We start from the raw sequence: 23822 nt of genomic DNA, 5'->3' as shown, positions 1-23822 counted from the left end.
GGGATGACGGTCTCCCGTTTTATCGGTCGCGCGGCGCCTTACTTGAGCCGCGCATGCCGGTGCGCAGCAGCGCATCGACGTCGAGGATCAGCGCCATGCGGCCGTCGCCGACGAGGCTGGCGCCCGCGTAGCCGGCCAATCCGCGCAGCGTGCGCGGTAGCGCCTTGATGACCACCTCTTCGCGGCCGCGCACGCGGTCCACCGTCAGGCAGAAACGCTGTTCGCCGGACTGCAGCACCACGCAGGTGCCGTTGCCGTGGCCGTCGTCCGGCAGGCCCAGCCAGCCGCGCAGGCTTAGCAGCGGAAGCGGCTCGTCGCGCAGGTCGAGCATGCTCTGTCCGTCGATCCACAGCGCCTCGACGCGCTCGTGCGCCAGCACTTCCACCACGCGTACCAGTGGCAGCGCGTAGACGTCGTCGTCCAGTTCGACCAGCAGCGTCGGCAGGATCGCCAGCGTCAGCGGCACGCGGATGACGAAACGCGTGCCGTGTCCGACCTCGGAATGGATCTGCACCTGGCCGCTGAGTTCGCGGATCTTCGACTGCACCACGTCCATGCCGACGCCGCGACCGGACAGGTCGCTGACCTCGCTGCGCGTGGAGAAGCCCGGCAAGAAGATCAGCTGCAGGCATTCGTCCGCCGACAGGCGCGCGGCCGCGTCGTTCTCGATCAGGCCCTTGCTGCAGGCGCTGCGCCGGATCTTTTCCGGGTCGATCCCGCCACCGTCGTCGCTGACCTCGATCGCGACGTGGTCGCCTTCCTGCTGCGCCGACAGCCGCACGCGGCCGGTTTCGGACTTGCCTGCGGCGCGGCGCGCCTGCGGCGATTCGATGCCGTGGTCGATCGCGTTGCGCACCAGGTGCACCAGCGGATCGGCGAGGGCCTCGACCAGGTTGCGGTCGAGTTCGGTGTCGGCGCCGACGATGTCGAGTTCGACCTGCTTGGACACTTGCCGCGCAACGTCGCGCGCGAGCTTGGGGAAGCGCGCGAACACGCGGCCGACCGGCTGCATGCGCACCATCATCACCGCCGACTGCAGGCGCGAGGTAGCGACGTCAAGCGCGGTGACGGCGCGATCGAGGTCCTCGTCGCGCAGGCGCGGACGGATCGTCTTCAGGCGGTTGCGCGCGAGCACTAGTTCGCCGACCAGGTCGACCATCGCGTCGAGACGGCGTACATCGACGCGGACGGTCGGGTCGTTGGCCTCGGTCGTCGCGGGTGCTGCCGTGCGTGACGGCGCCGCGCGCTTCGGAGTATCCGGATGGGACGGAGGAGCGACAGGAGGCGGAGCGGGCGCGTCGGAAGGCGCACCCGGCAAACCACCGACACCATGCAGGCTGTCGAGCAGCGCTTCGAAATCGAGGTCGTCGATGCCGTCGCCCGCTGGGATGGCAAGCGACGCCATCGCGGCGGGCGCGGCCTTGGGCTTGGCGCCTTCGCGCAGCGACGCCAGCAGTGCCTGCGGTGCGGATTCCAGCTCCTCGCCGGCGGCCACGGCCTGCAGCATGTCGACCAGGAGGTCCAGCGACTGCTGCGCGCCGTCGAACGCGGACGCGTCCATCGGAACGCTGCCGTCGCGCGCGACGTTGAGGCGATCCTCGACGGCGTGGCAGATCGCGACCATCGGCGCGAAGTCGAGGAAGCCGGCGCCGCCCTTGATCGTGTGGAAGCCGCGGAACACCGTGTTGAGGCACTCGCGGTCGGCCGGCGCATGTTCCAGCGCGACCATCTGCTCGCCGAGCTGGTCGAGGATCTCGCGGGCTTCGATGAGGAAGTCGGCGCAGATGTCGGATGCCAGCTCGGCCATCGTCAGATCCCCAGCGCGGACAGCAGTTCGTTGGCGTCGTCCTGCGTCGCCGGTGCGGCATCGACGCCGGTCACCGCCGGACCGTAGCCACGCGAGTTCGGCGACTGCAGCGGACGATCCCCGGTGCCGCCGGCTTCGCCGACCTCGCCGAGTCCGGCGTGCACCGCGCGCACCAGTTCCACCACGCGCAGGATGATCTGGCCGGTGAGGTCCTGGTAACCCTGCGCCGCCGTCATCTCAGACAGGCGGCTGCGGATTGCGGCGATGGTGGCGGCCTGCTCGTCGCCATTGGCGCCGGGCAACGTGCCCAGCAGCACGCCGCAATCCTGGATCAGGTCGAGCGTGCGGTGGCTGGCGTCCTCGCTGACGCGCACCACGTGTTCCAGCCGCGCGCACGCTTCGGGAAGCGAGCCGTTGGACTGGCCGCCCGCGGTATCGCCCAGCGCGTGTTCGAGTTCGCGCGCGAGCCGCGCCAGTCCCTGCACCAGCGGCTGGCTGCGCCACTCGATCAGCGCATCGACGTTGGCGCGCCAGCCGGCGAGGTCGTCGTGCTCCAGCGCCCACAACGCGGCGTGCAGGCGCGAGACCAGCGCCTGGCGGTCGAACGGCGGCTGGAAGGAACTCAAGCGGCGGCTCCCAGGCGCTCGAAGATCTTGCCGAGCTTGTCTTCCAGCGTGGCCGCGGTGAACGGCTTGATGACGTAGCCGTTCACGCCGGCCTGCGCGGCTTCGATGATCTGCTCGCGCTTGGCTTCGGCGGTCACCATCAGCACCGGGATCTTCGACAGCGTCGCGTCGGCACGGATCGCCTTGAGCAGGTCGATGCCGGGCATGCCGGGCATGTTCCAGTCGGTGATGACAAGGTCGTACGGTGCCTTGCGCAGCTCGGCCAGGGCGGTGGTGCCGTCGTCGGCCTCGGCGGTGTTGTGCAGGCCCAGGTCGTTGAGCAGGTTCTTGACGATGCGGCGCATGGTCGAGAAGTCGTCGACGATCAGGATGCGGATGTTCTTGTCCATTCGGTATTGCCCGGTGCTGGTGATATTGGTGTGTGGCGGCGTGTTGGCGGTCCGTCCATCCTTCGACTCCGGCGCTTCGCGCCTACGCTCAGGACGAACGGATTCATTTCACCGTTCGTCCTGAGCGTAGGGCCTATGGCCCGGAGTCGAAGGATGGGCGGGAGAGAGAGCGCGAGTTTGTTGCTCAGTAATCATGTTCTTCTTCGTCCTGGTGCGAGCCGCGCCATTCGCCCAGGCGCGCGCGCAGCCGCAGCATGGCCTGGCCGTGGATCTGGCAGACGCGCGATTCGCTGACGGAAAGCACGGCGCCGATCTCGCGCAGGTTCATTTCCTGCTCGTAGTACAGCGACAGCACCAGCTGTTCGCGTTCGGGCAGGTCGCCGATCGCGCCGCCCAGTGCGGTGCGGAACGCGGACTGCTCGAACTCGCGCGCAGGCGTGGTACTGACGTTCGAGGACAGGCGCGGTTCGCCGTCGTGTTCTTCCAGGTGCGCGTCGAGGCTGATCAGCTGCCCGCGCGCGGCGTCCTCGAGCATGCGGTGGTAATCGTCCAGCGGCACGTTGAGCGTGCTGGCTATTTCCTGAGGGCTGGCGGCGCGGCCGGTGCGCTGCTCGACTTCGCGCGTGGCGGCGACGACGTCGCGGTAGCGGCGGTGCACCGAGCGCGGGACCCAATCGCCGCGGCGGATCTCGTCGATCATCGCGCCGCGGATGCGGATCGATGCATAGGTTTCGAACGCCGCGCCCTGGTCGGCCTGGAAATTGCGCGCCGCGTCGATCAGTCCGAGCATGCCGGCCTGGATCAGGTCGTCGATCTCGACGCTGGCCGGCAGGCGTGCGGCGAGGTGGTGGGCGATGCGCCGCACCAGCTCGCCATGGCGCTCGACGATGTCGGTGGCGCTGCCCTGCTGCGCAGCGCGGTACTGGGCGGCAGCAGCGGCGTTCATGCGACGGCGCTCCGCAGCGGATCGTGGTGCCCGGGTTCGTTGGCGCTCTGCGTGATCAGGCGTTCCATGAAGAACTCGACATGGCCGCGCGGGCCCTGCGGCGACTGCCACTGGCGTGCGCGCCGTGCGATCTCGCGGAATGCGAGCGCCGACGGACTGCCGGGGAACGCTTCGACGACGGCTTCCTGGCGCTGGATGGCGCGGCGCAGCCATTCGTCGCGCGGGATCGCGCCGAGGTAGTGCAGGGTCACGTCGAGGAAGCGCGAGCTGACGCGTTCGAGCTTCTCGAACAGCTGCCGGCCTTCGTTGGCGTTGGCGACCTGATTGGCCAGCACCTGCACGCGGTTCACGCCGCGCTCGCGGCTGAGCACCTTGATCAGCGCATAGGCGTCGGTGACCGAGGCCGGCTCGTCGCAGACCACGACGATCACGTCCTGCGCGGCCTGGCAGAACGTCAGCACGCTGTCGGCGATGCCGGCGGCGTTGTCGACCACCATCACGTCGATCGGCAGGTCGAGTTCGCAGAAGGCATGCACCAGGCCGATGTGCTGCTGCGGCAGCAGCTCGGTCATGTGGCGCTTGCCCGATGCGGCGGGCACGACCCACAGGCCGCGCGGGCCTTCGAGCAGCGTGTCGCGAAGTTCGCAGCGACCGGCGAAAACGTCGGCCAGCGTGAACTGCGGCGACAGGCCCAGCATCACGTCGACGTTGGCCAGGCCCAGGTCGGTGTCCAACAGCAGCGTGCGCTGGCCGGCATGCACCAGCGACATCGCCAGGTTCACTGAGACCGAGGTCTTGCCGACGCCGCCTTTGCCGCTGGCCACCGCGATGACGCGGACCGGGGCACGGGTGGTGTGGGAACTGGCGTTGGAATCAGCAGGCAAGGGCATGTCGGTCCTCGGTGGGGAGGTTCGCAGGACGCGGGTCCGGGGACCCGAGAGCGTTAACGGCAGCACGTCGCACTTTCTCCAGTGTCGCGACGAGGCGATCGGCGTCGGCGGCTTCGATGTCGGAAGGCACGTGCTGCCCGGACGTGGTGTAGGCCAGGCTGAGGCCCTGCTGGACCAGCACCGACAGCGCCGAGCCGAGGCGGCCGGTTTCGTCGAGCTTGGTCAGCACGACGCCGCCGGGCGCCGCCGGGCGGTAGCGCCGCACCACCTCGCCGAGGTCGTGCGGATGGGTCGTGGCGGGCAGGACCAGCAGGCTGCGCACGCGCTGGGACGTGCGCAGCCACAGGATCTGGTTGAGCAGGGCGCGATCGCGCAGGCCGTGCCCGGCGGTATCGATCAGCACCAGCGGGTAATCCGCCAGTTGGTCCAGTGCTTCGCCCAGCGCGCTGGCGCCGCCCGCCTCGCATACGGTGATGCCGAGGCGGCGACCGAAAATGTGCAGCTGTTCGGTGGCGCCGGGGCGTTCGGTGTCGGTGGTGACCAGGGCGACATCGCGGGCGCGATGACGCTGGGCGAAACGCGCGGCCAGCTTGGCGACCGTGGTGGTCTTGCCGGCGCCGGTCGGGCCGACCAGCGCGATCACGCCACCGTCGTCGATCGGTTCGTGGCGAGCGACGCTGAGCTGGCGCGCCAGTTCGGCGAGCATCGGCTCGTGCACCTGGGCCGGATCCAGGCGCGCATCGATCGCGCCGGCGACGGTTAACGCCAGGCTTTCGTCGCAGCCATAACCGATCAGCGCGTCGTAGGCGGCGGCACGTGCCGGCGAACCGCGCAGGCGCTCGATCGCGAACTGGCCGAGCTCGCGCTCGATCATCTGGCGCATCGATGCCAGTTCGTCGCGCATCGCGTTGATCGCGGGGTCGTGACGCGGCTCGGCGACGGCGCGCAGCAGCGGGGTGGTTTCCTGCACGGCGGCGGGCTGCTCGGGCGCTTCCTGCACGTCCGCCGCGATGGCGTCTTCCGGTTCGGATGCTGTCGCGGCTGAAGCTGCTGCGACGACGTCGGCGATGACGGCGGCGGCCGGAGCGGATGGAACCTGGTCGACGGATGCGGCCGGAGCGCTGGCGGCCGGCACCGCGTGCAGAGCGGGAGCTGAGGCTTCCGGCATCGCAGATGCACGTTCGGCGCGGCGCGGCATCAGCGCGGCCATCATCGCTTCGAAGCGCGATGCTTCAGGGCGCGCAGCGGAGGGCGGCGCGGCCTCGATGTCCATCGCATGCGTTGCCGTTTCGGCGACGACATTCGCGGTGACCGGATGCGCCGGCTCCGCGATCGCCTGCGCCGGCTTGTCCGGCAGCGGGCTGTCGTCGATGGAGAACACGGCACGGCCGCGAATCGCGGTTTCGGCGACCTTCGGCATCGCACGCTCGGACATGGCGGCCTGCGCGACCTTGGCCGTCGCAGCGACCAGCGTCGGCGCCGGGCGCGCCGGCGATTCGGTGCGTGCGAACGAAGGCGTGCCGTGCGAGGGTGCGTACAGCTCGGCGGTATTGGCCTCGATCGGCACCGAAGGCTGCATCGGCTGCAGCGCCGGGACGGCGGCGCGCAGCGCCTGCTGCGCCAGCGATTCGTCGTAGTCGGTGGCCGCCACGATTTCGATGCCGCCCTCGATCGGGCGGTTGGACAGGATCACCGCGTCCGGGCCCTGCTCGTCGCGCACCATGCGCAGCGCGGTGCGCATGTCGGGGGCTATGAAACGCTTGATTCTCACTGCTTCCTCCTGCCGCGCCGTTACGCCGGCGCCACGTTTCCGTCACTTCAACCAATCGCCCCGACCAGACGCAGGCGCTTGTCCTCCGGCACTTCGCCGTAGGCCAGCACGGTCAGCGCCGGAACGCTGTGCCGCACCAGCCGGGCAATCGCCGCGCGGATTCCGCCCGGTACCAGCAACACCGCGGGTTCGCCGCGGCCTTCCTGGCGGGTCACGCACTCGCTGAGGTTCTGATGCAGACGCTCGGCGAGTCCGGGTTCCAGCGCGGCGCCCTGGCCGCTGACCGAGTCCTGCAATACCCGTTCCAGAGCCGGCGCCAACGTGTAGACGGGCAGCTCGGCGCCGAGGCCGTTGAGTTCCTGGACGATGAAGCGGCCCAGGGCGGTGCGCACAGCCGCGGTCAGCAGCGCCGGGTCCTGCGTGGACGCGCCGTGTTCGAGCAGCGCTTCGACGATCTGGCGCAGCTGCCGCACCGGCACGCGTTCGGCCAGCAGCGACTGCAGCACGCGCACCACCACCGACAGCGGCAACAGCTTCGGCGTCAGGTCCTCGACCAGGCGCGGCGCGCTGCGGCCGAGCGTGGCCAGCAGCTGCTGCACTTCGTCGTGGCCGAGCATTTCGGCGGCACGCTCGCGCACGAGATGGGACAGGTGCGTGGCGACCACGGTGGCGGCGTCGACCACGGTGTAGCCCAGTGATTCGGCGTGCGCGCGCTGGCTGCGCTGGATCCACACCGCGTCCAGGCCGAACGCCGGGTCCTTGCCGGGAATTCCGTCGAGCGGCCCGAACACGCGGCCCGGATCCAGCGCGAGGTCGCGGTCGGGATGCAGCTCGCCACTCGCGACCGGCACGCCGTGCACGAGCAGGCGGTACTGGCCCGGCGCAAGTTCGAGGTTGTCGCGCACATGCACGGCGGGAATCAGGAAGCCCAGGTCCTGCGTGAGCTTGCGGCGCACGCCCTTCAGCCGTGCCAGCAGTTCGCCGCCCTGGGTTTTGTCGACCAGCGCGATCAGGCGATAGCCCACTTCCAGGCTCAGCGGCTCGACCGGACGCAGTTCGTCCCAGCTCAGTTCCGGTTGTGCCGCCGCGGCGACGGTGGCTTCTTCTTCCTTTTCGTCCTGCACCTGCGCGCCGCGCTGGTGCAGGCGCCAGGCGGCATAGCCCAGCACCGCGGCCAGCAGCAGGAACGGAATGTTGGGCATGCCCGGCACCACGCCGACCAGACCGAGCAGGGACGCGGCCACGGTCAGCGCACGCGGCGAGCCGAACACCTGCTTGCTCACCGCCGGGCCCATCTCCTGCTCGCGCGTCGCGCGCGTGACCAGCATCGCCACCGCGGTCGATACCAACAGGGCCGGCAGCTGCGCGACGAGGCCGTCGCCGATGGCGAGCAGCACGTAGGTCTTGCCGGCCTCGGCAAAGTCCATCTCGTGCTGCAGCACGCCGATCAGGATGCCGCCGACGACATTGATCGCCAGGATCAGCAGGCCGGCGATGGCGTCGCCGCGCACGAACTTGCTGGCACCGTCCATCGAACCGTAGAAGTCCGCCTCGGCGCGCACTTCCTCGCGCCGCGCCTTGGCGTCCTCGCGCGAGAGCAGGCCGGCGTTGAGGTCGGCGTCGATCGCCATCTGCTTGCCGGGCAGGGCGTCGAGGATGAACCGCGCCGAGACTTCGGAGATACGGCCCGAACCCTTGGTGACGACGACGAAGTTGATGATCGTCAGGATCGCGAACACGACGATGCCCACCGCGAAGCTGCCGCCGATGACGAACTGTCCGAACGACTCGATCACGTGGCCGGCGGCGGCCGGGCCCTGGTGGCCGTGCAGCAGCACCACGCGCGTGGAGGCGACGTTCAGCGCCAGGCGCAGCAGCGTCACCAGCAGCAGCACGCTGGGGAACACCGAGAACTCCAGCGGCCGCTTCACGTACACGACCGCCAGCAGCACCACCAGCGACATCGCGATGTTGATCGTGAACAGGCCGTCCAGCAGCAGCGGCGACAGCGGCACCATCACCATGGCCAGCATCGCCAGCACCACGAGCGGCGCCGCCAGGCCGTTGCGCATGGCCTCGCCCACGGAGGCGACGGAGATCCGGCTGCCGGCCTGGCTCATCGCGTCGGTTCTCCGGCGCCGCCACCGTTACCGTTGCCGTCGGCGAGTTCGGCATCGACCTCGACCCCGGCCAGCGACGGCATCGGCCCATGCGACGGGTGCCAGCGCTTGAGCTGGTACACGTAGGACAACACCTGGGCAACGGCCGCGTAGAGCTTCACCGGGATTTCCTGGTCGATCTGCGCATGCCGATACAAGGCGCGTGCCAGAGGCGGCGCTTCGACGATGCTGACGCGGTTCTTGGTGGCGACGTCGCGGATCGACAGGGCCAGCTCGTCCACGCCCTTGGCCACGACCCGGGGTGCGCGCATCTTGCCGGCCTCGTACTTCAGCGCGACCGCGTAGTGGGTCGGGTTGACGATCACCACGTCGGCCTTCGGCACCGCTTCCATCATCTGGCGGCGCGACATCTGCGCGGCGACCTGGCGCACGCGCGCCTTCACTTCCGGGTTGCCTTCGCTTTCCTTGAACTCGTCGCGCAGCTCCTGCTTCGTCATCTTCAGGCGGCTGCGCCATTGCCAGTGCTGCCACGGCACGTCGATCGCGGCCAGCAGCGCCAGCGCGCCGACCATCGCCATCAGCGACCGGGTGATCAGGCCCAGTCCCAGGCCGACGGCCGCATCGAGCGGCATCTTCGCCATGGACAGCAGTTGCGTGAATGCGCCGTACACCACCAGCGCGCCGATGCCGCCGATCAGCGTTACGCGCAACAGCGAGCGCACCAGCTCGGCGAGGCTTTCCTTTCCGTACAGCCGCTTGAGCCCGGACAGCGGGTTCAATCGCATGAAGTCCGGCTGCAGTGCCTGGCTCGCGAAACGCAGGCCGCCCATCAGCGCCGGCGCGATCAGGCACGCCGCCAGCGCGGCGAGCAGCACCGGCAGCATCGGCAAGACCAGGCCGCCGAGCAGCTTCGCGGCGTAGGGCAGCAGGCGGTCGTGCTGGCCGAGCACGGCCGGGTCGATGGTCAATGCATTGCGCAGCCAGTCCTGCGATGCCGAACCGATGTGCGAGCCGGTGCTGACCAGCGCCAGCGAGCCACATCCAAGCACCGCGACATTTGCCAGCTCGCGTGATCGCGGCACGTCGCCGCGTTCGCGCGCCTCGCGCAATCGTTTCTCTGATGGCTGTTCGGTGCGGTCTTCCTGGTCTTCGCTGGACATCGCCTCATCCGTCCCGAACCCGCCGAGGCGCGCCCGTCCTTGCTATCCGGTCAATGTGCGGGCCGCGGAGAATGCCTCCTCGAACAGCCGCTCGACCGGTCCCTGCATCTCGCGTGCCAGCAGCATCAGCAGCACCAGGCCGACCAGCAGCGCGACCGGCATGCCCAGCTGCATCGGATTGAGCTGCGAAGCCGCACGCGAGAGCACGCCGAAGGCGAGGTTGACCGCGAGCAGGGCGACGATCACCGGCAACGCCAGCAGCAGGCCGGCGCGCAGGCAGGTCGAGAAGAACGTCGGCACGACCGCAAGGAACTCCTGCACGTCGGCCAGTGGCGTGCCGATCGGCAGCGCGTGGTAGCTGTCCAGCAGCAGCCGCACCAGCGCGAGGTGGCCGTCGAGGGTGAAGAACAGCAATCCGAAGACGAGGTAGAACCACTGCGCCAGCACCGGCGACGACGCGCCGCTGAGCGGATCGGCCATCGTCGCGAACGACAAGCCCATGCCTTGCGATACCAATTCGCCGGCGAACTGTCCGGCCTCGAACGCCAGGCGCAGCATCAGCCCGATGGCGATGCCGACGGCGAACTCGCGCAGCACGGTCAGCACCGTCATCGCATCGACCGCAGCGGCGGGTGGCGTCGGCAGCAGCGCCGACAACGCGCCCGACAGCGCCAGCGTCAGCACCAGCCGCACCCGTGCCGGCACGCCGCGGCCACCGATCATCGGCAGCGCCTGCATCGCCGCGCCGATGCGGATCGCATGCCACAGCACGGCGCCGAGCATGCCGAACAGGTTGAGGCCGTCGGTGGTGGTGAGGGTGACGGTGTCCATCAGGCGTTGTGGCCGTCAGGAGACTCACGGTACTCCAGCACCGTTCGTCCTGAGCGTAGGGCTGCAGGCCCGGAGTCGAAGGGCGGGCGGGAGAACGTGTCCGACCCGCTCATCCTTCGACTCCGGCGCGGTGCGCCTACGCTCAGGACGAACGGTGAAGCATCAGGGCCGAGCATTGTGGGCGCTCGCACCATCACCCGATCAACTGCGGAATCCGATGAAACAGGTCGATCGTGAACGACACCAGCTTGCCGAGCAGGAAGTTGCCAGCCAGCGCCAGCGTCGCCACCAGGCCGATGGCCTTGGCGACGAAGCCGATCGTCGGTTCGTTGATCTGCGTGGCGGCCTGCACCACGCCAATGACCACGCCGATCACCAGCACCGCGATCAGCGGCGGCGCGCCGAGCAGCATCGCCATCTGCAGGCCGCGGCCGATTTCGGTCAGGGCGGTTTCGGGCGTCATGCGCGGTTCCTGCTCAGACCGGGTTGAAACTGGCGGCGAGCGAGCCGACCACCAGCACCCAGCCGTCGACCAGCACGAACAGCAGGATCTTGAACGGCGCCGAGATCAGCATTGGCGACAGCATCATCATGCCCATCGACATCAGCACGCTGGCCACGACCAGGTCGATGATCACGAACGGGATGTAGATCAGGAACGCGATCTCGAACGCGGTCTTCAGCTCGCTGGTCAGGAACGACGCCGCGAGCACGCTGAAGGGCACGTCGTTCGGCGTCGCGTACGGGCCGCTGTTGGACAGTCCGGCGAAGGTCATCAGGTCGCCTTCGCGCACCTGCGCCAGCATGAAGCCGCGGAACGGTTGCGAGGCCGCCGTCCACGCGTTTTTGAAATCCATCTGGTCGTTGAGGTAAGGCGCGATGCCGCTGGCCCAGGCCTGGTCGAACACCGGCGTCATCACCATCGCGGTGAGGAACAACGCCAGCGCCAGCAGCACCTGGTTGCTCGGCGTCTGCCCGGTTCCCAGTGCCTGCCGCAGCAAGCCGAGCACGATGATGATGCGGGTGAACGCGGTGAGGCCCAGCAAAGCGGCTGGCAGCAGCGTGATGCCGGTCATCAGCAGCAGCACCTGCATCGGCATGCTCACCGGCTCGCCACCGATCTTGCCGACGTTGACCGACGGCAACGGCTTGTTGAGCGTGGGCGCCGCGGCCGGTGCCGACGTCGCCGGCGTCGCGACGGACGGCGCCGTTGCGGACTGTGCCGCCACCGGCAGCGACAGCGTCAGCATCGCCAGCAGGATGAGGGCGGCGAACACGCCGCGCAGTGAAGCGATGAAGCGGGTCATGCTTTCTTTCCAAAATGCTGCGCCAGCAGTTGCGCGAACGGCGGCGTCGACGGCGCGGGCGCCACCGGCAGCGGCTCCTCCAGCGTATGCAGCGTGCGCATGCCGCCGGGGCCGACGCCGATCAGCAACTGGGTACTGCCGACTTCCACCACGACCACGCGATCGCGCGGGCCCAGTGGCAGCGAACCGACCACGCGTAGGCCCTTGCTGGAAGCACCGCCGACGCCGGGCATGCGGCGCGCGAGCGAGCCCAGTGCGAGGATCAGGCCGACCACCAGCACCAGTGCCAGCACGGTGCCGCCGATCGAGCCGGCCGCGCTGTCGTGACGCGCCGGTGCGAATGGCGTCGCGGTGTGCGCGGTGGTGTTGGCAGGTTTGCTCACGGTAGGAGCGGGTGAAGCGGACTGCGCGCGCGCCATCTGCGGCACGGTCGCGGCAGGCGTGATGGATGCGGTGGACGCAGCGGATGTGGCGATCGCGGGGGCGGAAGCTTGCGGCTGCACCGTGGCCGACAGCGCGGACGCCTCCGCCGGCCTCGACTGCGCCGCCATCGTGACGGCGGTGAGCGCCATCGATGGCATCGCGGCGTCGGCCGCGATCGCGCGTGGAGCGATGTAGCTCATCGCAGGCGCTTGATGCGTTCGGCCGGGCTGACCACGTCGGTCAGGCGCACGCCGAAACGGTCGTTGACGACGACCACTTCGCCCTGCGCGATCAGCGTGCCGTTGACGTACAGGTCGAGCGGTTCGCCGGCGGCACGCTCGAGCTCGACCACCGAGCCCTGGTTGAGCTGCAGCAGGTTGCGGATCGGGATGCGCGCGCGGCCGACTTCCAGCGACAGCGACACCGGAACGTCGAGGATCACGTCGAGGTTGAGGTCGGTGCCTGACTGGCTGTCGGCGGTCAGCGGGTCGAAGGCGGCACGCAGGGCGCTGTTGTCGATGTTCATGGCTGCGGTCAGCTCTGGGGATTGGGGGTGCCCGGCACGCCGGGAAGCAGGGTGGGATCGAACGCCGGCGTCGCGCGGGTGGCGAGCACGTTGTTGACCTTGATCGCGTTGCGGCCGTTGTGGACGCCGAACTCGCCGCTGAAAAGCGGCATCTGTTCGACCTGCAAGGTCACCGTGCGCGGCAGTTCGATCGGAATGACATCGCCGACACGCAGCTTGCACAGCTCGCGCAGGCTGATCTGCCGCTGCGCCAACGTGCTGCTCAACTCGACCTGCGCATCCTGCAGTTGCGCGCGCAGCGCCACGGTCCAGCCTTCGTCGCGCTCGATGCGGTCGCTCTGCACGCCGGCGTCGAGCTGCTCGCGGATCGGTTCGATCATCGCGTAGGGCAGGGCGACGTGGAACTCGCCGCCGCCGCCTTCCAGTTCGCAGTGGAAGCGGCTCACCACGATGTATTCGCGCGGACTGATGATATTGGCGAAGTGCGGGTTGACCTCGGAGTTGAGGTACTCGAACTCCACCGGCAGGACCGGCGCCCAGGCGTCGACGAGGTCGGCGAACGTCTGCTTCAGCAGCAGCTGGATTACCCGCATCTCGGTCGGCGTGAACTCGCGGCCTTCGATGCGGGTGTGGTACTTGCCCGAGCCGCCGAAGAAGTTGTCGACCACGGTGAACACCAGGCGCGGCTCGAACATCACCAGCGCGGTGCCGCGCAGCGGCTTCATCTTCACCAGGTTGAGGTTGGTCGGCACCTGCAGCGAGTGCATGTACTCGCCGAAGCGGACCAGGTCGATGCCGCGCACCGACAGGTCGGCCGAGCGGCGCAGCAGGTTGAACAGGCCGATGCGCCAGGTGCGCGCGAAGCGCTCGTTGATCATCTCCAGCGTCGGCAGGCGGCCGCGGACGATGCGGTCCTGGCTGGCGAAGTCGTAGCTGCGCGCTTCGCCCGGCGCCGGCGGCGGCTCGGTCTCGACCGCGCCGCTGTCGACGCCATGCAGCAACGCGTCGATCTCGTCCTGTGACAGCAGGTCGGTCATCATGGCGCGTGCTCCGCGTTACTGCGTGACGAGGCTGGTGAAATAGACCGCTTCGACCTTGTCGGCAGCACGCTCGCGCTTGAGCACGGCGCGCACTTCGACCAGGGCCTTCTCCTGCAAGCGCTCCTTGGCGCTGCGCTGGGCGAGCTGCGCGGCCGACTGCTGGCCGAACAGCAGCAGCAGGCGGTTGCGGACGGCGGGTGCGTGCTGTTCGAGCGCGGCGCCGGTGGCCTCGTCGCGGGTCATCACCTGGACGTCCGCCTGCAGGTAGCGCACCGCGTCGGCGTCGGCGAGGTTGACGACGAAGGCCGGTTCCAGCGCGAAGTAGTGCGCCGGCTTGAACGCGGCCACGGCCGGCTTGGCGGAAGCACCGGCCGGCGCGCGCATCTGCAGCCACCAGAAGACGCCGCCACCGATCGCGATGACCACCAGGACGATCAGGATCCAGAGCGCGATGTTGTTGCTGCGCGGCGGGGCGGAGGCGTTGGCGGGCACTGGATACGGTCTCGGCGTGGAGTTGCCGGTACCGTGCAAGTGGTGTGCCGCGGCAGAGTCACCCGATCCAGTGGCTGGTGTCGATCACCCGTTGACCCTTCGACCCTTCGAGGTGCTCAGGGCAGGCTTCCGGGCCTGCCGGCCCTACGCTCAGGGCGAACGGTGGGAGAGTGCGCGCGGGAATCGCAGACAGCATCACCGTTCGCCCTGAGCGTAGATGCGCAGCGTCGGAGTCGAAGGGTGAGCGGGCGGAGTGGCGTCGGGGTTTTGACGCCCGCTTGAATGCGCGCCCCGGCGGAGCTTTGACGCGCGTCAGGCGTACTCGTCGATCAGGCCGCGCGTGCTGCGCACGACGGGAGCGGCTGACCAGCCGCTGTCGCCTGGCGGTGCATTGCGGTCCTCGCCGGCGGGACCGCGGAAGGCGGGAGCCGAATGCTGGCCGTGACGCTGGCCGACATCGGCCTGCGCGAGCTGCAGGCCCTGCTGGCCGAGCATGTCGCGCAGGCGCGGCAGGCTGGCTTCGAGCGCGTGGCGGACTTCGGGCTGGGCACTGTGGAACTCGGCGCTGACGCGGCTGCCGTCGAGCTGCAGGCGCACGTCGATCGGGCCGAGGTGTTCGGGCATCACGCGGATCTCGGCATGGCCGAGCCGTTGTTCCGCCATCCAGACGATGCGCGAGCCGACGCCGCCACCGAAGTCGGCATCGATGTCGACCGGCGTGGACACCGGCACCGGTGCGGCCGAAGCGGCGGCCGCTGAATCGCGCACGGGCGCTGCTGCCGGCGCAAGCGTGGGCCAGGCTGCGGGGGTTGCGGTGTCAGAGGCGATACCGGCGTCGGTCGCTGCAGGGTTGGTGGATTCCGGCGCGGGTGCGGCGGTCGCGGTCAAAGCGGGGAATGAAGTGGCGCCGGCGCCAGCGTCCTGCGTGGCCGCCGCCGGCACGTTGGCCTGCATCGCAACGGCGCCCTTCATGGCGACCGCGGTGGCTGGCGTTGAAGCCGACGTCGCTGGCGCGGCGGCTGCCTCCGCCTTCGGCGCGAGTCCAGCGAGCATCGCCAGCAGCTGTGCCGGCAGCGACGCATCCGTGTTCGTTTGAGCCGGCAGCGCGGAGTCTGCCGGGCTGGCGGCGCCAGCGGTCGGCTCGGGAGATGACGCTTGCGTCGGCGCGTCAACTTCGGCGTCGGACCCGCGGCCGGACTCGTCCTGCGTCTGCGCCTGGTCGGTAGCGCCGGTGCGCTTGCCTGCCGAGGCCTTCTCCGACGCGGATTTCCCTGCGGCGGCACCATCGGACTCGACCGGATCCTTGCTCGCTGCGTCCTTGGACGTCGTGCCCTTGGACGTCGTGCCCTTGGACATCGCGCCGTTGGACATCGCGCCGTTGGACATCATGTCGTCGAACGAACCCGTCTTGCCGGCGCCGTTGCCGGAGGATGCGGCTCCCGCCGCCGTTCCGCCAGGGGAGGCGGCGGATGGCGACGGCGGGAGCACGGCAACGGGTGAACTCATCATTCGTTCGAGCCGTTCTCTTGGCTGGCCAGCCGCGCGCGGCGGGCACCGAGGTCGTCGAGTTCGCGCTGCGCGCGTTGTTCGACGGCGCGCGATTCCTCCGCCCGGTAGCTGCCGGCCAACTGTTCCAGGACCTTGGTGTCGCGGCTGGCGAGCATCAGCCGCGTGCGCTCGACGTCGCAGTGCTGGCGGCTGCTGTCGACGATCCGGCTTTGCTGCGCGACCGCGGTTTCGAGTTTGGCGCGGAAGGCCAGGCGGTTGGCGAGCACGGCCGGCGCGATCGTCGTGCTCTCCGGTGGCGCGGCCGAGTACTCCTCGGCATAACGGCGCAGCGCATCCAGGCGCGCTTCCTGTTCGGCCAGCGCACGGTCGCGCTCGGCGACATCGCGCGCGGCGGCATCCTGGCGTTGCTGCACCACGCGCAGCAGGGGATCGAGGCGTTGCGAGCGGGTCATGCGGTCTCCGTCGTGGGAGTCGTGATCGGGGGCGTACGGACATCGTCGAGCAGCCGCGCCAGCGCGTCGCGGCTCGCGGCCACGTCGGCTGCTTCGCTGACGTCCTGTCCGAGGAATTGCAGGATCGACGGCCAGCGCGCCAGCGCCTCGTCGACCACCGGGTCGTTGCCACGCTGATAGGCGCCGATCGCGATCAGGTCGCGTTGGGCGTTGTAGGCGGACATCAGCCGCTTGAGCTTGCGGATGCGCTCGCGCCACGGCGCGTCGGTGATGTCCTGCATCACGCGGCTGACCGACACTTCGACATCGATGGCCGGGTACTGGCCGGCGTCGGCGATGCGGCGTGTCAGCACGATGTGGCCGTCGAGGATCGCGCGGGCGGCATCGGCGATCGGTTCCTGCTGGTCGTCGCCTTCGGTCAGCACGGTGTAGAACGCGGTGATCGAGCCGCGCCCGTCGGCGCCGTTGCCGGCGCGCTCGACCAGTGCCGGCAGCTTGGCGAACACCGACGGCGGATAGCCGCGTGTGGTCGGCGGCTCGCCGACCGACAGGCCGATCTCGCGCTGCGCCTGCGCGAAGCGCGTCAGCGAATCCATCAGCAGCAGCACATGCAGACCCTGGTCGCGGTACCACTCGGCGATGGCGGTGGCGCGCAGCGCGCCGTGCAGTCGCGCCAGCGGCGGTCGGTCGGCCGGTGCGGCGACGACCACGGCACGGCGCAGGCCTTCCTCACCGAGCGTCGCTTCAACGAAGTCGCGCACTTCGCGTCCGCGCTCGCCGATCAGTCCGACCACGATCACGTCGGCGGCGGTGAAGCGCGTCATCATGCCCAGCAGCGTCGACTTGCCGACGCCGGAGCCTGCAAACAAACCGACACGCTGGCCGCGGCCGATCGGCAGCAGCGCATTGATCGCGCGCACGCCGACGTCGAGCGAGCGCGTGATCGGTTCGCGCATCAAGGGATTGATCGAGGTGCCGGCCAGACCGACCCAGTGCTCGGCACGCAGCGGACCGCGACCATCGAGCGGCACGCCGTCGCTGTCGATCACGCGCCCCAGCAGCGCCTCACCGACGGCGACTTCGCCTCGCTGGCCGCTGGGTACCACCCGCGCATTCGGCAGCAGGCCTTCGAGGTCGGCGCTGGGCATCAGGAAGGTTCGATCGCCGGAGAAGCCGACGACTTCGGCATCGACCCAGCGTCCGCCCGAGGTCTCCACGCGGCAGCGCGAGCCGAGCGGGGCGCTGCAGCCGCTGGCTTCCAGCGTCAGTCCTACGGCGCGGCGCAGCACGCCTTCGCGTGCGAGTCCGAGCGCGCGCGGCTGCGCACTGGTGTTGTCCAGTCGTGCAGCCAGGCGCAGGTTGCGCGCTTCGCGCCAGTGCGAGGCGGCGATGCTCATGCGTTTGTTTCCAAGGCAAAAGCGGCCCTCATCCGCCCTCCGGGCACCTTCTCCCGCTTGCGGGAGAAGGGAATGATCAAAAGCCCCTCTCCCGCAGCGGTTCTGAGCCCCTCTCCCGCCTGCGGGAGAGGGGTTGGGGTGAGGGCAGAGGCCGCGAAACTCATCGCTTAGCCCCATGCGCCGCGATCGTCGAATCCAGCACCGACTGCAGGCGCGCGGCGACCGTGCCGTCGATGCGGACACTCTCGCTGTGCAGGCGAAGTTCGCCCCGACCGAGCGTGCTGTCGTTGGTCAGGCGCACGCCGTCAAGGCCGGCCAGATGCGGCGCCAGCACGCCGAGATCGTCCGGATGCAGGCGCAACTCGACCTCGCGCTGGCTGCTGCCGACCGAATCGAGCGCTTCCATCACCAGGTCGGCGAGCAGCGCCGGGTCGGCCGTGTAGGCCGGGCCGAGCAGCGAACCGGCGATACGCACGGCCAGTTCGGCAAGCGAGTCGGCGACTTCGTCGTCGAGGCGTGCCAGCGGTCGGGTGAAGCCGTCAAGCACGCCTTCGATCTGCGCGATCAGACGCCGCACCTCGGCCTGGCCGGATGCGAAGCCTTCGGAGTGCCCGCGCGCGAAACCTTCCTCGCGCGCGACCTGCTCGATCGCCTGCAGTTCCTCCACGCTCGGAGGCGCCGGCATGTCGGCGACCGGTTGCACCGGCAACGGTGCCAGCCCCGGAGCGGTCCAGCGCACCGCGCCGCTGGCGTCCATCGACGCGGCCAGGTTCATACGAACGCCTCGGCCTTGGCGGCCAGCTGGATCGTGCCGGCGTCGGCCATGCGACGCACGATCCCGAGGATTTCCTTCTGTGCGGCTTCCACTTCAGCCAGGCGAACCGGGCCGCGCGCTTCCATGTCCTCGACAAGGATCTCGGCCGCGCGCTGCGACATGTTGGTGGTGATCTTCTCGCGTACCTTCGCGTCGGCGCCGCGCAGCGCGACGGCAAGGCGCTCGCTGGCGACTTCGCGCAGCACCGTCTGCATCGCGCGGTCGTCGATCTCGGCGAGGTTGTCGAACACGAACATCAGGTCGCGGATGCGGCCGCCGAGTTCGTTGTCGACCTCGCCGATCGCACCGAGGATCACCTCGTCCTGCCCCGAGTCCATGAAGTTGAGGATGTTGGCCGCTACCTTCACGCCGCCGACCGACGAGGACTTGAGGTTCTGCGAGCCGGCGAACTGGCGCGCCAGCACGTCGTTGAGTTCGTTCAGCGCATTCGGCGGAATGCCGTCGAGCGTGGCGATGCGCAGCAGCACGTCCGAGCGCACGCGGTCGGGCAGGCACTTGAGCACCTCGGCGGCCTGGTCGCTGTCCAGGTGCGCCATCACGATCGCGATGATCTGCGGATGCTCGTTGCGCACCAGGTCGGCGATCGCGCGCGGCTCCATCCACTTCAGCGTGTCGAGGCCGGAGGTGTTGCGGCCGAGCAGGATGCGGTCGATCAGGCTGCTGGCGCGCTCCTCGCCGAGCGCCTGCACCAGCACCGCGCGCACGTACTCGTCGGCGCCGGAACCCAGGCCGCTGGGCTGGGCCAGCGTGTCGACGAACTCGTCGATCACCTTGCCCACGTTCTCGCGCGAAACGCCGCTGACCGAGGTCATGGCGACGCCGAGCTTCTGCACTTCCTTGGCGCTCATGTGCTTGAGCACTTCGGCGGCCTGCTGCTCGCCGAGCGAGAGCAGCACCACCGCGGCGCGCTGGACACCGCTCAATGCATCAGCCATCGGATTCCACCCAATCGCGCACGACCTGCGCGACACGCTTGGAGTCGTTGTTCACCGCGACCCGGGCGACGTCGAGTTTCTCGTCGAAACTCATCAGTGCCGGCGCGCCGCCCACGGCCTGCGCGGCGGGCGACGACAGCGCGACCGGCACGTCCTCGTCGGCTACCGGGATGACGGTCGCGGTGGCGACCTGCGCCTTTGCTGCGGGCTTGCCGCCCATGAGCTGTCGGAACGCAGGGCGCAGCACGGTCAGGATCAGCACCAGCACTGCCAGGCCGCCGAGCACGATGCGCAGCACTTCCATCGCGCGCGGATGCTCCCATGCGCGTTCCCAGACCGGCGGCGCGTCGTCGGCGCCGTCGGTGAGGTCGCGTGCGAAAGGTGCGTTGACCACCGACACCGCGTCGCCGCGCGTGGAATCGAAACCGATGGCCTGCTCGACGAGCGTCTGGATCCGCTTCAGTTCGGCCTCGTTGAGCGGACGCAGGCTCGGCTTGCGGTTCTTGCCGTCGGTGTTGGTGGCGGCCTGTTGCACGTTGTCGACCAGCACCGCGGCGGTGACGCGGCGAATGCGGCCCGGGCCCTGGCGCGTGTGGGTCAGCGTGCGGTCGATCTCGTAATTGCGTACCGAGCTGCGCGAGGACGGGCCGTTGGCGGTGGCGCTCACGGCGGCCGCAGGCGCGGCATTGGCGCTGGCGGCTGCACCGGGCGCGCCCGGCGTGTTGCTGGCGCTACCCGGCACGCCCTGCGGTGCCGCAGCAGCGGCGAGGTTGCCCGATTCCGACACCTGCTCGCTGCGCACCATCGCCGCTTGCGGGCCGTAGACCTCGCGCGCTTCCTCGGTCTGGGCAAAGTCCATGTCGACCGAGACCTGCGCGCTGACGCGGCCGGGACCGGTCATCGGCTCGAGCAGTTCGTGGATGCGCTGCACGTACACCGATTCCTGCCTGCGCTGCTGGTCGAACTGCTTGGCGCTGACCGCGGCATCGCTGTCGGGATCGACGTTGGAGAGCATGCGGCCGAACTGGTCGACCACCGTCACCCGTTCCGGCGGCAGGCCGGCGATGCTCGATGCCACCAGGTGGACGATCGCATCGACCTGGCCCTGTTCCAGCGATGCGCCGCTATGCAACTGCAGCACCACCGACGCGCTGGCGGCTTCCTTCTGTCGGGTGAACGCACTCGGCTTGGGCAGTGCGAGGTGCACGCGCGCCTCGCGCACCGGGCGCAGGTTGGTGATCGTGCGTGCGAGTTCGGTTTCCAGCGCGTGCTGGTAGCGGGCGTTCTCGATGAACTGGCTGGTGCCGAAACCCTGGTCGCCCTGGATGGTCTCGAAACCGGACGTGTTGTTGGCCGGAAGCCCGGCGGCGGCGAGCGCGAGCTTGGCCTGGCCGATCTGGTCGTCCGGCACGGCCAGCGCGCCGCTGCCCGGCTCGATGCGGAACGGGATCTGCGCGGTGCGCAGCAGTTCGGACGCATCGCTGGTGGCCTTGGCATCAAGGCCGGCATAGACCGGCACGTAGTCCGGACGCTGCGACCAGAAGAACAGCCACAGGCCGAACGCGATCACCGCGGCGACCAGCGCGAACGTGCCGAGCTGGCGCACCACCGGGATGTCCTGCAGGCGGCCCAGGTCGCGCAGCTGTTGATTCTTGGGCAGGGCGATCACGCTCATCGTGTGCGGTCTCGAAACGTCGTGCTTGCGGTTCGGAAGTCGGTGGAACTCGGAGCGGTGCGGAGGACCATCAGATCGGCATGTTCATGACGTCCTGGTACGCCTGGACCAGGCGGTTGCGTACCTCGACGGTGGCCCGGAACGCGACCTGCGACTGCTGCATCGCCACCATCACGCGCGCCAGGTCGGCGCGCGGATCGCCCAGTTCGAATGCCTGCTGCAACGCGCTGGCGTTGTTCTGCGTGCGGCTGACGCTGTCGATGGCGTTGTTGAGGGTCTGCTGGAAACCCGGCGCGGCCGCGCTCCCACCCACGGCGCCAGGGGCAAGCGCGCCCGGCGCGATCGCATTGCCCGGCGCGAGGTCGCCGCCGCGCATGCGCGTTTCGTGCGCGCGGATCTGCGACAGGATGGAGGAGATCGCATCGGTCATCGGACGTCCGGTCCAGGGGACTGCCTGTCATAGGCAAGCGCTGTGCCAGAGGGCGATGAACGGGTTTCTGGCGCGGGATCCTGTGCCGGAGCTCCGGGACGAGCGACGGAGATCTTCCATGCTTGCTCGCCGTTTTCACCCCGAGCATGCGCAGGCCCCCACCGTTCGTCCCGAGCGTAGGCCGCGGGCCGGAGTCGAAGGGCGAGCGGGTGATGGCCTTCGCCCGTTTCATCCTTCGACTTCGGCGCCATGCGCCTACGCTCAGGACGAACGGTGAAAGGGATGTCGGCGATGAGCCCGCAATGCGCGCGCTCGCCGCCGATTGCGAAAAAAAGAAATCCCGGCTTGCGACCCCGAGGGAGGAGGCGGTCGCGTACCGGGAAAGACGAGGGTTCGTTTGGCGGGATGGCGTCGTCAGAAATCCGGCGCCAGCTCCAGATCGCGTTCGATGCCGTACTTGCGCAGCTTCTCGACCAGCGTCGTGCGGCGCAGTCCGAGCAGCGGCGCCGCGTGCGCAACGACGCCATTGGTCTGCACCAGCGCGGCGCGGATCAGTTCCAGCTCGATGCCGGCCATGTGGCCGCGCAGATCGATGCCCTGCGGCGGCAGCGTGGTCGTGGCCGACAGCTGCGACGGATCGACAGCAGCGCCCGCAGCGGGCACTGCGGCGGTGGCGGCCGAGGCGGGCACGGATTCGAGCGCTTCCGGCGGCACGTTGGCGCGGTAGCGCGCCGGCAGGTCGGACGCGCGCACGGTGCCGGAAGGATGCAGCACCGACAGGCGCTCAAGCAGGTTGCTCAGCTCGCGCACGTTACCGGGCCACGGATAGTGGCGCAGCACCTGGACCGCGTCCTGGCCGAGGCTGACGCGGCCGCGGCCGCCCTCGGCCAGCTGGCGGGTGATCGCCGAGATGAGGTCGGGCAGGTCGTCGCTGCGTTCGCGCAACGACGGCATCTCGATCGGGAATACGTTGAGGCGATAGAACAGGTCCTCGCGGAACTTGCCGTCGACGATGTGCTGTTCCAGGTTGCGGTGCGTCGCGGCGATCACGCGCACGTCGCACTTCATCGTCTGGTTGCCACCGACGCGCTCGAAGCAGCGCTCCTGCAGCACGCGCAGCAACTTGACCTGCATCGGCAGGCTCATGTCGCCGATCTCGTCGAGCAGCAGCGTGCCGCCCTCCGCCATCTCGAAGCGGCCCTTGCGCTGCGTCAGTGCGCCGGTGAAGGCGCCTTTCTCGTGGCCGAACAGCTCGCTTTCCAGCAGGTCCGGCGGGATCGCGCCGCAGTTGATCGCCACGAACGGCTTGTCGCGGCGCGGCGAGCGCGCGTGGATCGCGCGCGCGGCGACTTCCTTGCCGGTGCCGGATTCGCCGAGCACCAGCACGGTGGTATCGAACGCGGCAACCTGGTCGATCATCCGCGTCAGGCGCAGCACGGCCGGGCTGCGGCCGGTCGGTCCGACCTGAGGCAGCTCGCGGCGGACGTCGTCGTCGATGCGCTTGAGGCTGGCGCGGCGCAGCGATTCCTGCAGTTGCGGGCGGCGGATCGGATATTCCAACGGCCACACGGTCTCGGGATGCAGATGCGCGCGCCAGGCTGCGTCGGCAGCCAGTCCCGGCAGCTCCAGCACCGGCGGATGCATCGGCTGCGCGCCGAGCCACTCGACGAAGCGCGACCAGGCGCGGCTTTCGGCACTCGTGTTCGCACCGACGTCGCCGACGATCACCGCGACCCAGTCGTTGGCGCGGGCGCGCGTGAGGTCGACGTCGCCCGGTTCGGCGATGCGCGGGGTGAAGTCCATGAACTCGAGCAGCGTGGCGATGCGCTCGGCGCGCGCCATGTCCTGGTCGAGCAGGAGGATTCGGGATTCGCTCACGGGGTTTCTTCCTTGACCAGTTGCTCCAATAGCGGCACGACGTCCTGGATGTAGGCCAGCTTGCTGACGAAGGCGTCGGCGCCGGCGCGCAGGGCGTGCTCGCGGTGTTCGTGATCGTCGAAATGGCTGGCAATGACGACGTACGGCGGGTGGTCCTGCGCCTTGATCAGGCGCGTGGCCTGCAGGCCGCCCATTTCCGGCATCGCCATGTCCATCAGCACGACGTCGGGCCGCAGCGTCTCGCACTGCGTGATCGCCTCGATGCCGTTGCCGGCGGTGCCGACGATCTCGGCCCAGTCCAGGCGGCGCAGGTGGCGCACGGCGGCGCCGATGAAACCGGGATGGTCGTCGACCAGCAGGATCTTCAGTTCACGCATGACCGG

Annotated in this window: 24 protein-coding genes; all 24 read right to left on the bottom strand. The window is 69.4% G+C overall.

Annotated elements, in window-relative coordinates; translation table 11 throughout:
• Positions 1–19 precede the first annotated feature (19 nt).
• Positions 20–1807, bottom strand: coding sequence for a chemotaxis protein CheA (locus tag IU514_RS16435; RefSeq protein ID WP_194932225.1), 1788 nt, complete (start codon positions 1805–1807; stop codon positions 20–22).
• A 2-nt stretch (positions 1808–1809) separates the two neighbouring features.
• On the bottom strand, positions 1810–2433 hold the full coding sequence (locus IU514_RS16430) for a protein phosphatase CheZ (RefSeq protein ID WP_194932224.1): 624 nt from the start codon (positions 2431–2433) through the stop codon (positions 1810–1812).
• The gene (gene cheY / locus IU514_RS16425; protein ID WP_194932223.1) at positions 2430–2822 is read right to left on the bottom strand and encodes a chemotaxis response regulator CheY; all 393 of its coding nucleotides are present in this window, start codon (positions 2820–2822) and stop codon (positions 2430–2432) included. The genes IU514_RS16430 and cheY overlap by 4 nt, the downstream gene beginning before the upstream one ends.
• Positions 2823–3006: 184 nt before the next feature.
• On the bottom strand, positions 3007–3768 hold the full coding sequence (locus IU514_RS16420) for an RNA polymerase sigma factor FliA (protein ID WP_194932222.1): 762 nt from the start codon (positions 3766–3768) through the stop codon (positions 3007–3009).
• Positions 3765–4658, bottom strand: coding sequence for a MinD/ParA family protein (locus tag IU514_RS16415; RefSeq protein WP_194932221.1), 894 nt, complete (start codon positions 4656–4658; stop codon positions 3765–3767). The genes IU514_RS16420 and IU514_RS16415 overlap by 4 nt, the downstream gene beginning before the upstream one ends.
• On the bottom strand, positions 4642–6429 hold the full coding sequence (flhF, locus tag IU514_RS16410; RefSeq protein WP_194932220.1) for a flagellar biosynthesis GTPase FlhF: 1788 nt from the start codon (positions 6427–6429) through the stop codon (positions 4642–4644). Before flhF ends, IU514_RS16415 begins: the two co-directional genes overlap by 17 nt.
• A gap of 47 nt (positions 6430–6476) precedes the next feature.
• Complete coding sequence (gene flhA / locus IU514_RS16405) at positions 6477–8549, bottom strand: flagellar biosynthesis protein FlhA (RefSeq protein WP_228760807.1); 2073 nt, start codon at positions 8547–8549, stop codon at positions 6477–6479.
• Complete coding sequence (gene flhB, locus IU514_RS16400; RefSeq protein WP_194932219.1) at positions 8546–9709, bottom strand: flagellar biosynthesis protein FlhB; 1164 nt, start codon at positions 9707–9709, stop codon at positions 8546–8548. The genes flhA and flhB overlap by 4 nt, the downstream gene beginning before the upstream one ends.
• Before the next feature lie 42 nt (positions 9710–9751).
• Complete coding sequence (fliR, locus tag IU514_RS16395; RefSeq protein ID WP_194932218.1) at positions 9752–10540, bottom strand: flagellar biosynthetic protein FliR; 789 nt, start codon at positions 10538–10540, stop codon at positions 9752–9754.
• 193 nt (positions 10541–10733) lie between these two features.
• The gene (locus tag IU514_RS16390; RefSeq protein WP_194932217.1) at positions 10734–11003 is read right to left on the bottom strand and encodes a flagellar biosynthetic protein FliQ; all 270 of its coding nucleotides are present in this window, start codon (positions 11001–11003) and stop codon (positions 10734–10736) included.
• Between the two features lie 13 nt (positions 11004–11016).
• On the bottom strand, positions 11017–11847 hold the full coding sequence (gene fliP / locus IU514_RS16385) for a flagellar type III secretion system pore protein FliP (protein WP_194932216.1): 831 nt from the start codon (positions 11845–11847) through the stop codon (positions 11017–11019).
• Complete coding sequence (gene fliO / locus IU514_RS16380; protein WP_194932305.1) at positions 11844–12266, bottom strand: flagellar biosynthetic protein FliO; 423 nt, start codon at positions 12264–12266, stop codon at positions 11844–11846. Before fliO ends, fliP begins: the two co-directional genes overlap by 4 nt.
• Positions 12267–12466: 200 nt before the next feature.
• Positions 12467–12796: a flagellar motor switch protein FliN gene (gene fliN, locus IU514_RS16375; RefSeq protein WP_194932215.1), complete on the bottom strand. Its 330-nt coding sequence runs from the start codon at positions 12794–12796 to the stop codon at positions 12467–12469.
• Positions 12797–12804: 8 nt separating this feature from the next.
• Positions 12805–13833, bottom strand: a complete 1029-nt coding sequence (gene fliM, locus IU514_RS16370) for a flagellar motor switch protein FliM (RefSeq protein ID WP_194932304.1) — start codon at positions 13831–13833, stop codon at positions 12805–12807.
• 18 nt (positions 13834–13851) lie between these two features.
• Positions 13852–14328 carry a flagellar basal body-associated FliL family protein gene (locus IU514_RS16365; RefSeq protein WP_194932214.1) on the bottom strand — a complete coding sequence of 159 codons (477 nt, stop codon included), beginning with the start codon at positions 14326–14328 and terminating at the stop codon, positions 13852–13854.
• Positions 14329–14640: 312 nt separating this feature from the next.
• Complete coding sequence (locus IU514_RS16360) at positions 14641–15834, bottom strand: flagellar hook-length control protein FliK (protein ID WP_194932213.1); 1194 nt, start codon at positions 15832–15834, stop codon at positions 14641–14643.
• Positions 15834–16289, bottom strand: coding sequence for a flagellar export protein FliJ (gene fliJ, locus IU514_RS16355; RefSeq protein WP_194932212.1), 456 nt, complete (start codon positions 16287–16289; stop codon positions 15834–15836). Before fliJ ends, IU514_RS16360 begins: the two co-directional genes overlap by 1 nt.
• Complete coding sequence (gene fliI, locus IU514_RS16350) at positions 16286–17686, bottom strand: flagellar protein export ATPase FliI (RefSeq protein ID WP_194932211.1); 1401 nt, start codon at positions 17684–17686, stop codon at positions 16286–16288. Before fliI ends, fliJ begins: the two co-directional genes overlap by 4 nt.
• A gap of 160 nt (positions 17687–17846) precedes the next feature.
• Positions 17847–18461, bottom strand: a complete 615-nt coding sequence (locus IU514_RS16345) for a FliH/SctL family protein (RefSeq protein ID WP_228760806.1) — start codon at positions 18459–18461, stop codon at positions 17847–17849.
• The gene (fliG, locus tag IU514_RS16340) at positions 18458–19444 is read right to left on the bottom strand and encodes a flagellar motor switch protein FliG (RefSeq protein ID WP_194932302.1); all 987 of its coding nucleotides are present in this window, start codon (positions 19442–19444) and stop codon (positions 18458–18460) included. The genes IU514_RS16345 and fliG overlap by 4 nt, the downstream gene beginning before the upstream one ends.
• 4 nt (positions 19445–19448) lie before the next feature.
• Positions 19449–21131 (bottom strand): flagellar basal-body MS-ring/collar protein FliF, encoded by a 1683-nt coding sequence (gene fliF, locus IU514_RS16335; protein WP_194932210.1) that lies wholly within the window; start codon positions 21129–21131, stop codon positions 19449–19451.
• A 70-nt stretch (positions 21132–21201) separates the two neighbouring features.
• On the bottom strand, positions 21202–21561 hold the full coding sequence (fliE, locus tag IU514_RS16330) for a flagellar hook-basal body complex protein FliE (RefSeq protein ID WP_194932209.1): 360 nt from the start codon (positions 21559–21561) through the stop codon (positions 21202–21204).
• A 414-nt stretch (positions 21562–21975) separates the two neighbouring features.
• Positions 21976–23439, bottom strand: coding sequence for a sigma-54 dependent transcriptional regulator (locus IU514_RS16325; protein WP_194932208.1), 1464 nt, complete (start codon positions 23437–23439; stop codon positions 21976–21978).
• Positions 23436–23816 carry a response regulator gene (locus IU514_RS16320; RefSeq protein ID WP_194932207.1) on the bottom strand — a complete coding sequence of 127 codons (381 nt, stop codon included), beginning with the start codon at positions 23814–23816 and terminating at the stop codon, positions 23436–23438. Before IU514_RS16320 ends, IU514_RS16325 begins: the two co-directional genes overlap by 4 nt.
• Between the last annotated feature and the right edge of the window lie 6 nt (positions 23817–23822).

This window comes from Lysobacter niastensis (assembly GCF_015453285.1).
GTDB lineage: Bacteria > Pseudomonadota > Gammaproteobacteria > Xanthomonadales > Xanthomonadaceae > Lysobacter_J > Lysobacter_J niastensis.
The sequence above is the reverse complement of the archived record's forward strand: the minus strand, read 5'-3'. Positions and strand labels throughout refer to the sequence as shown.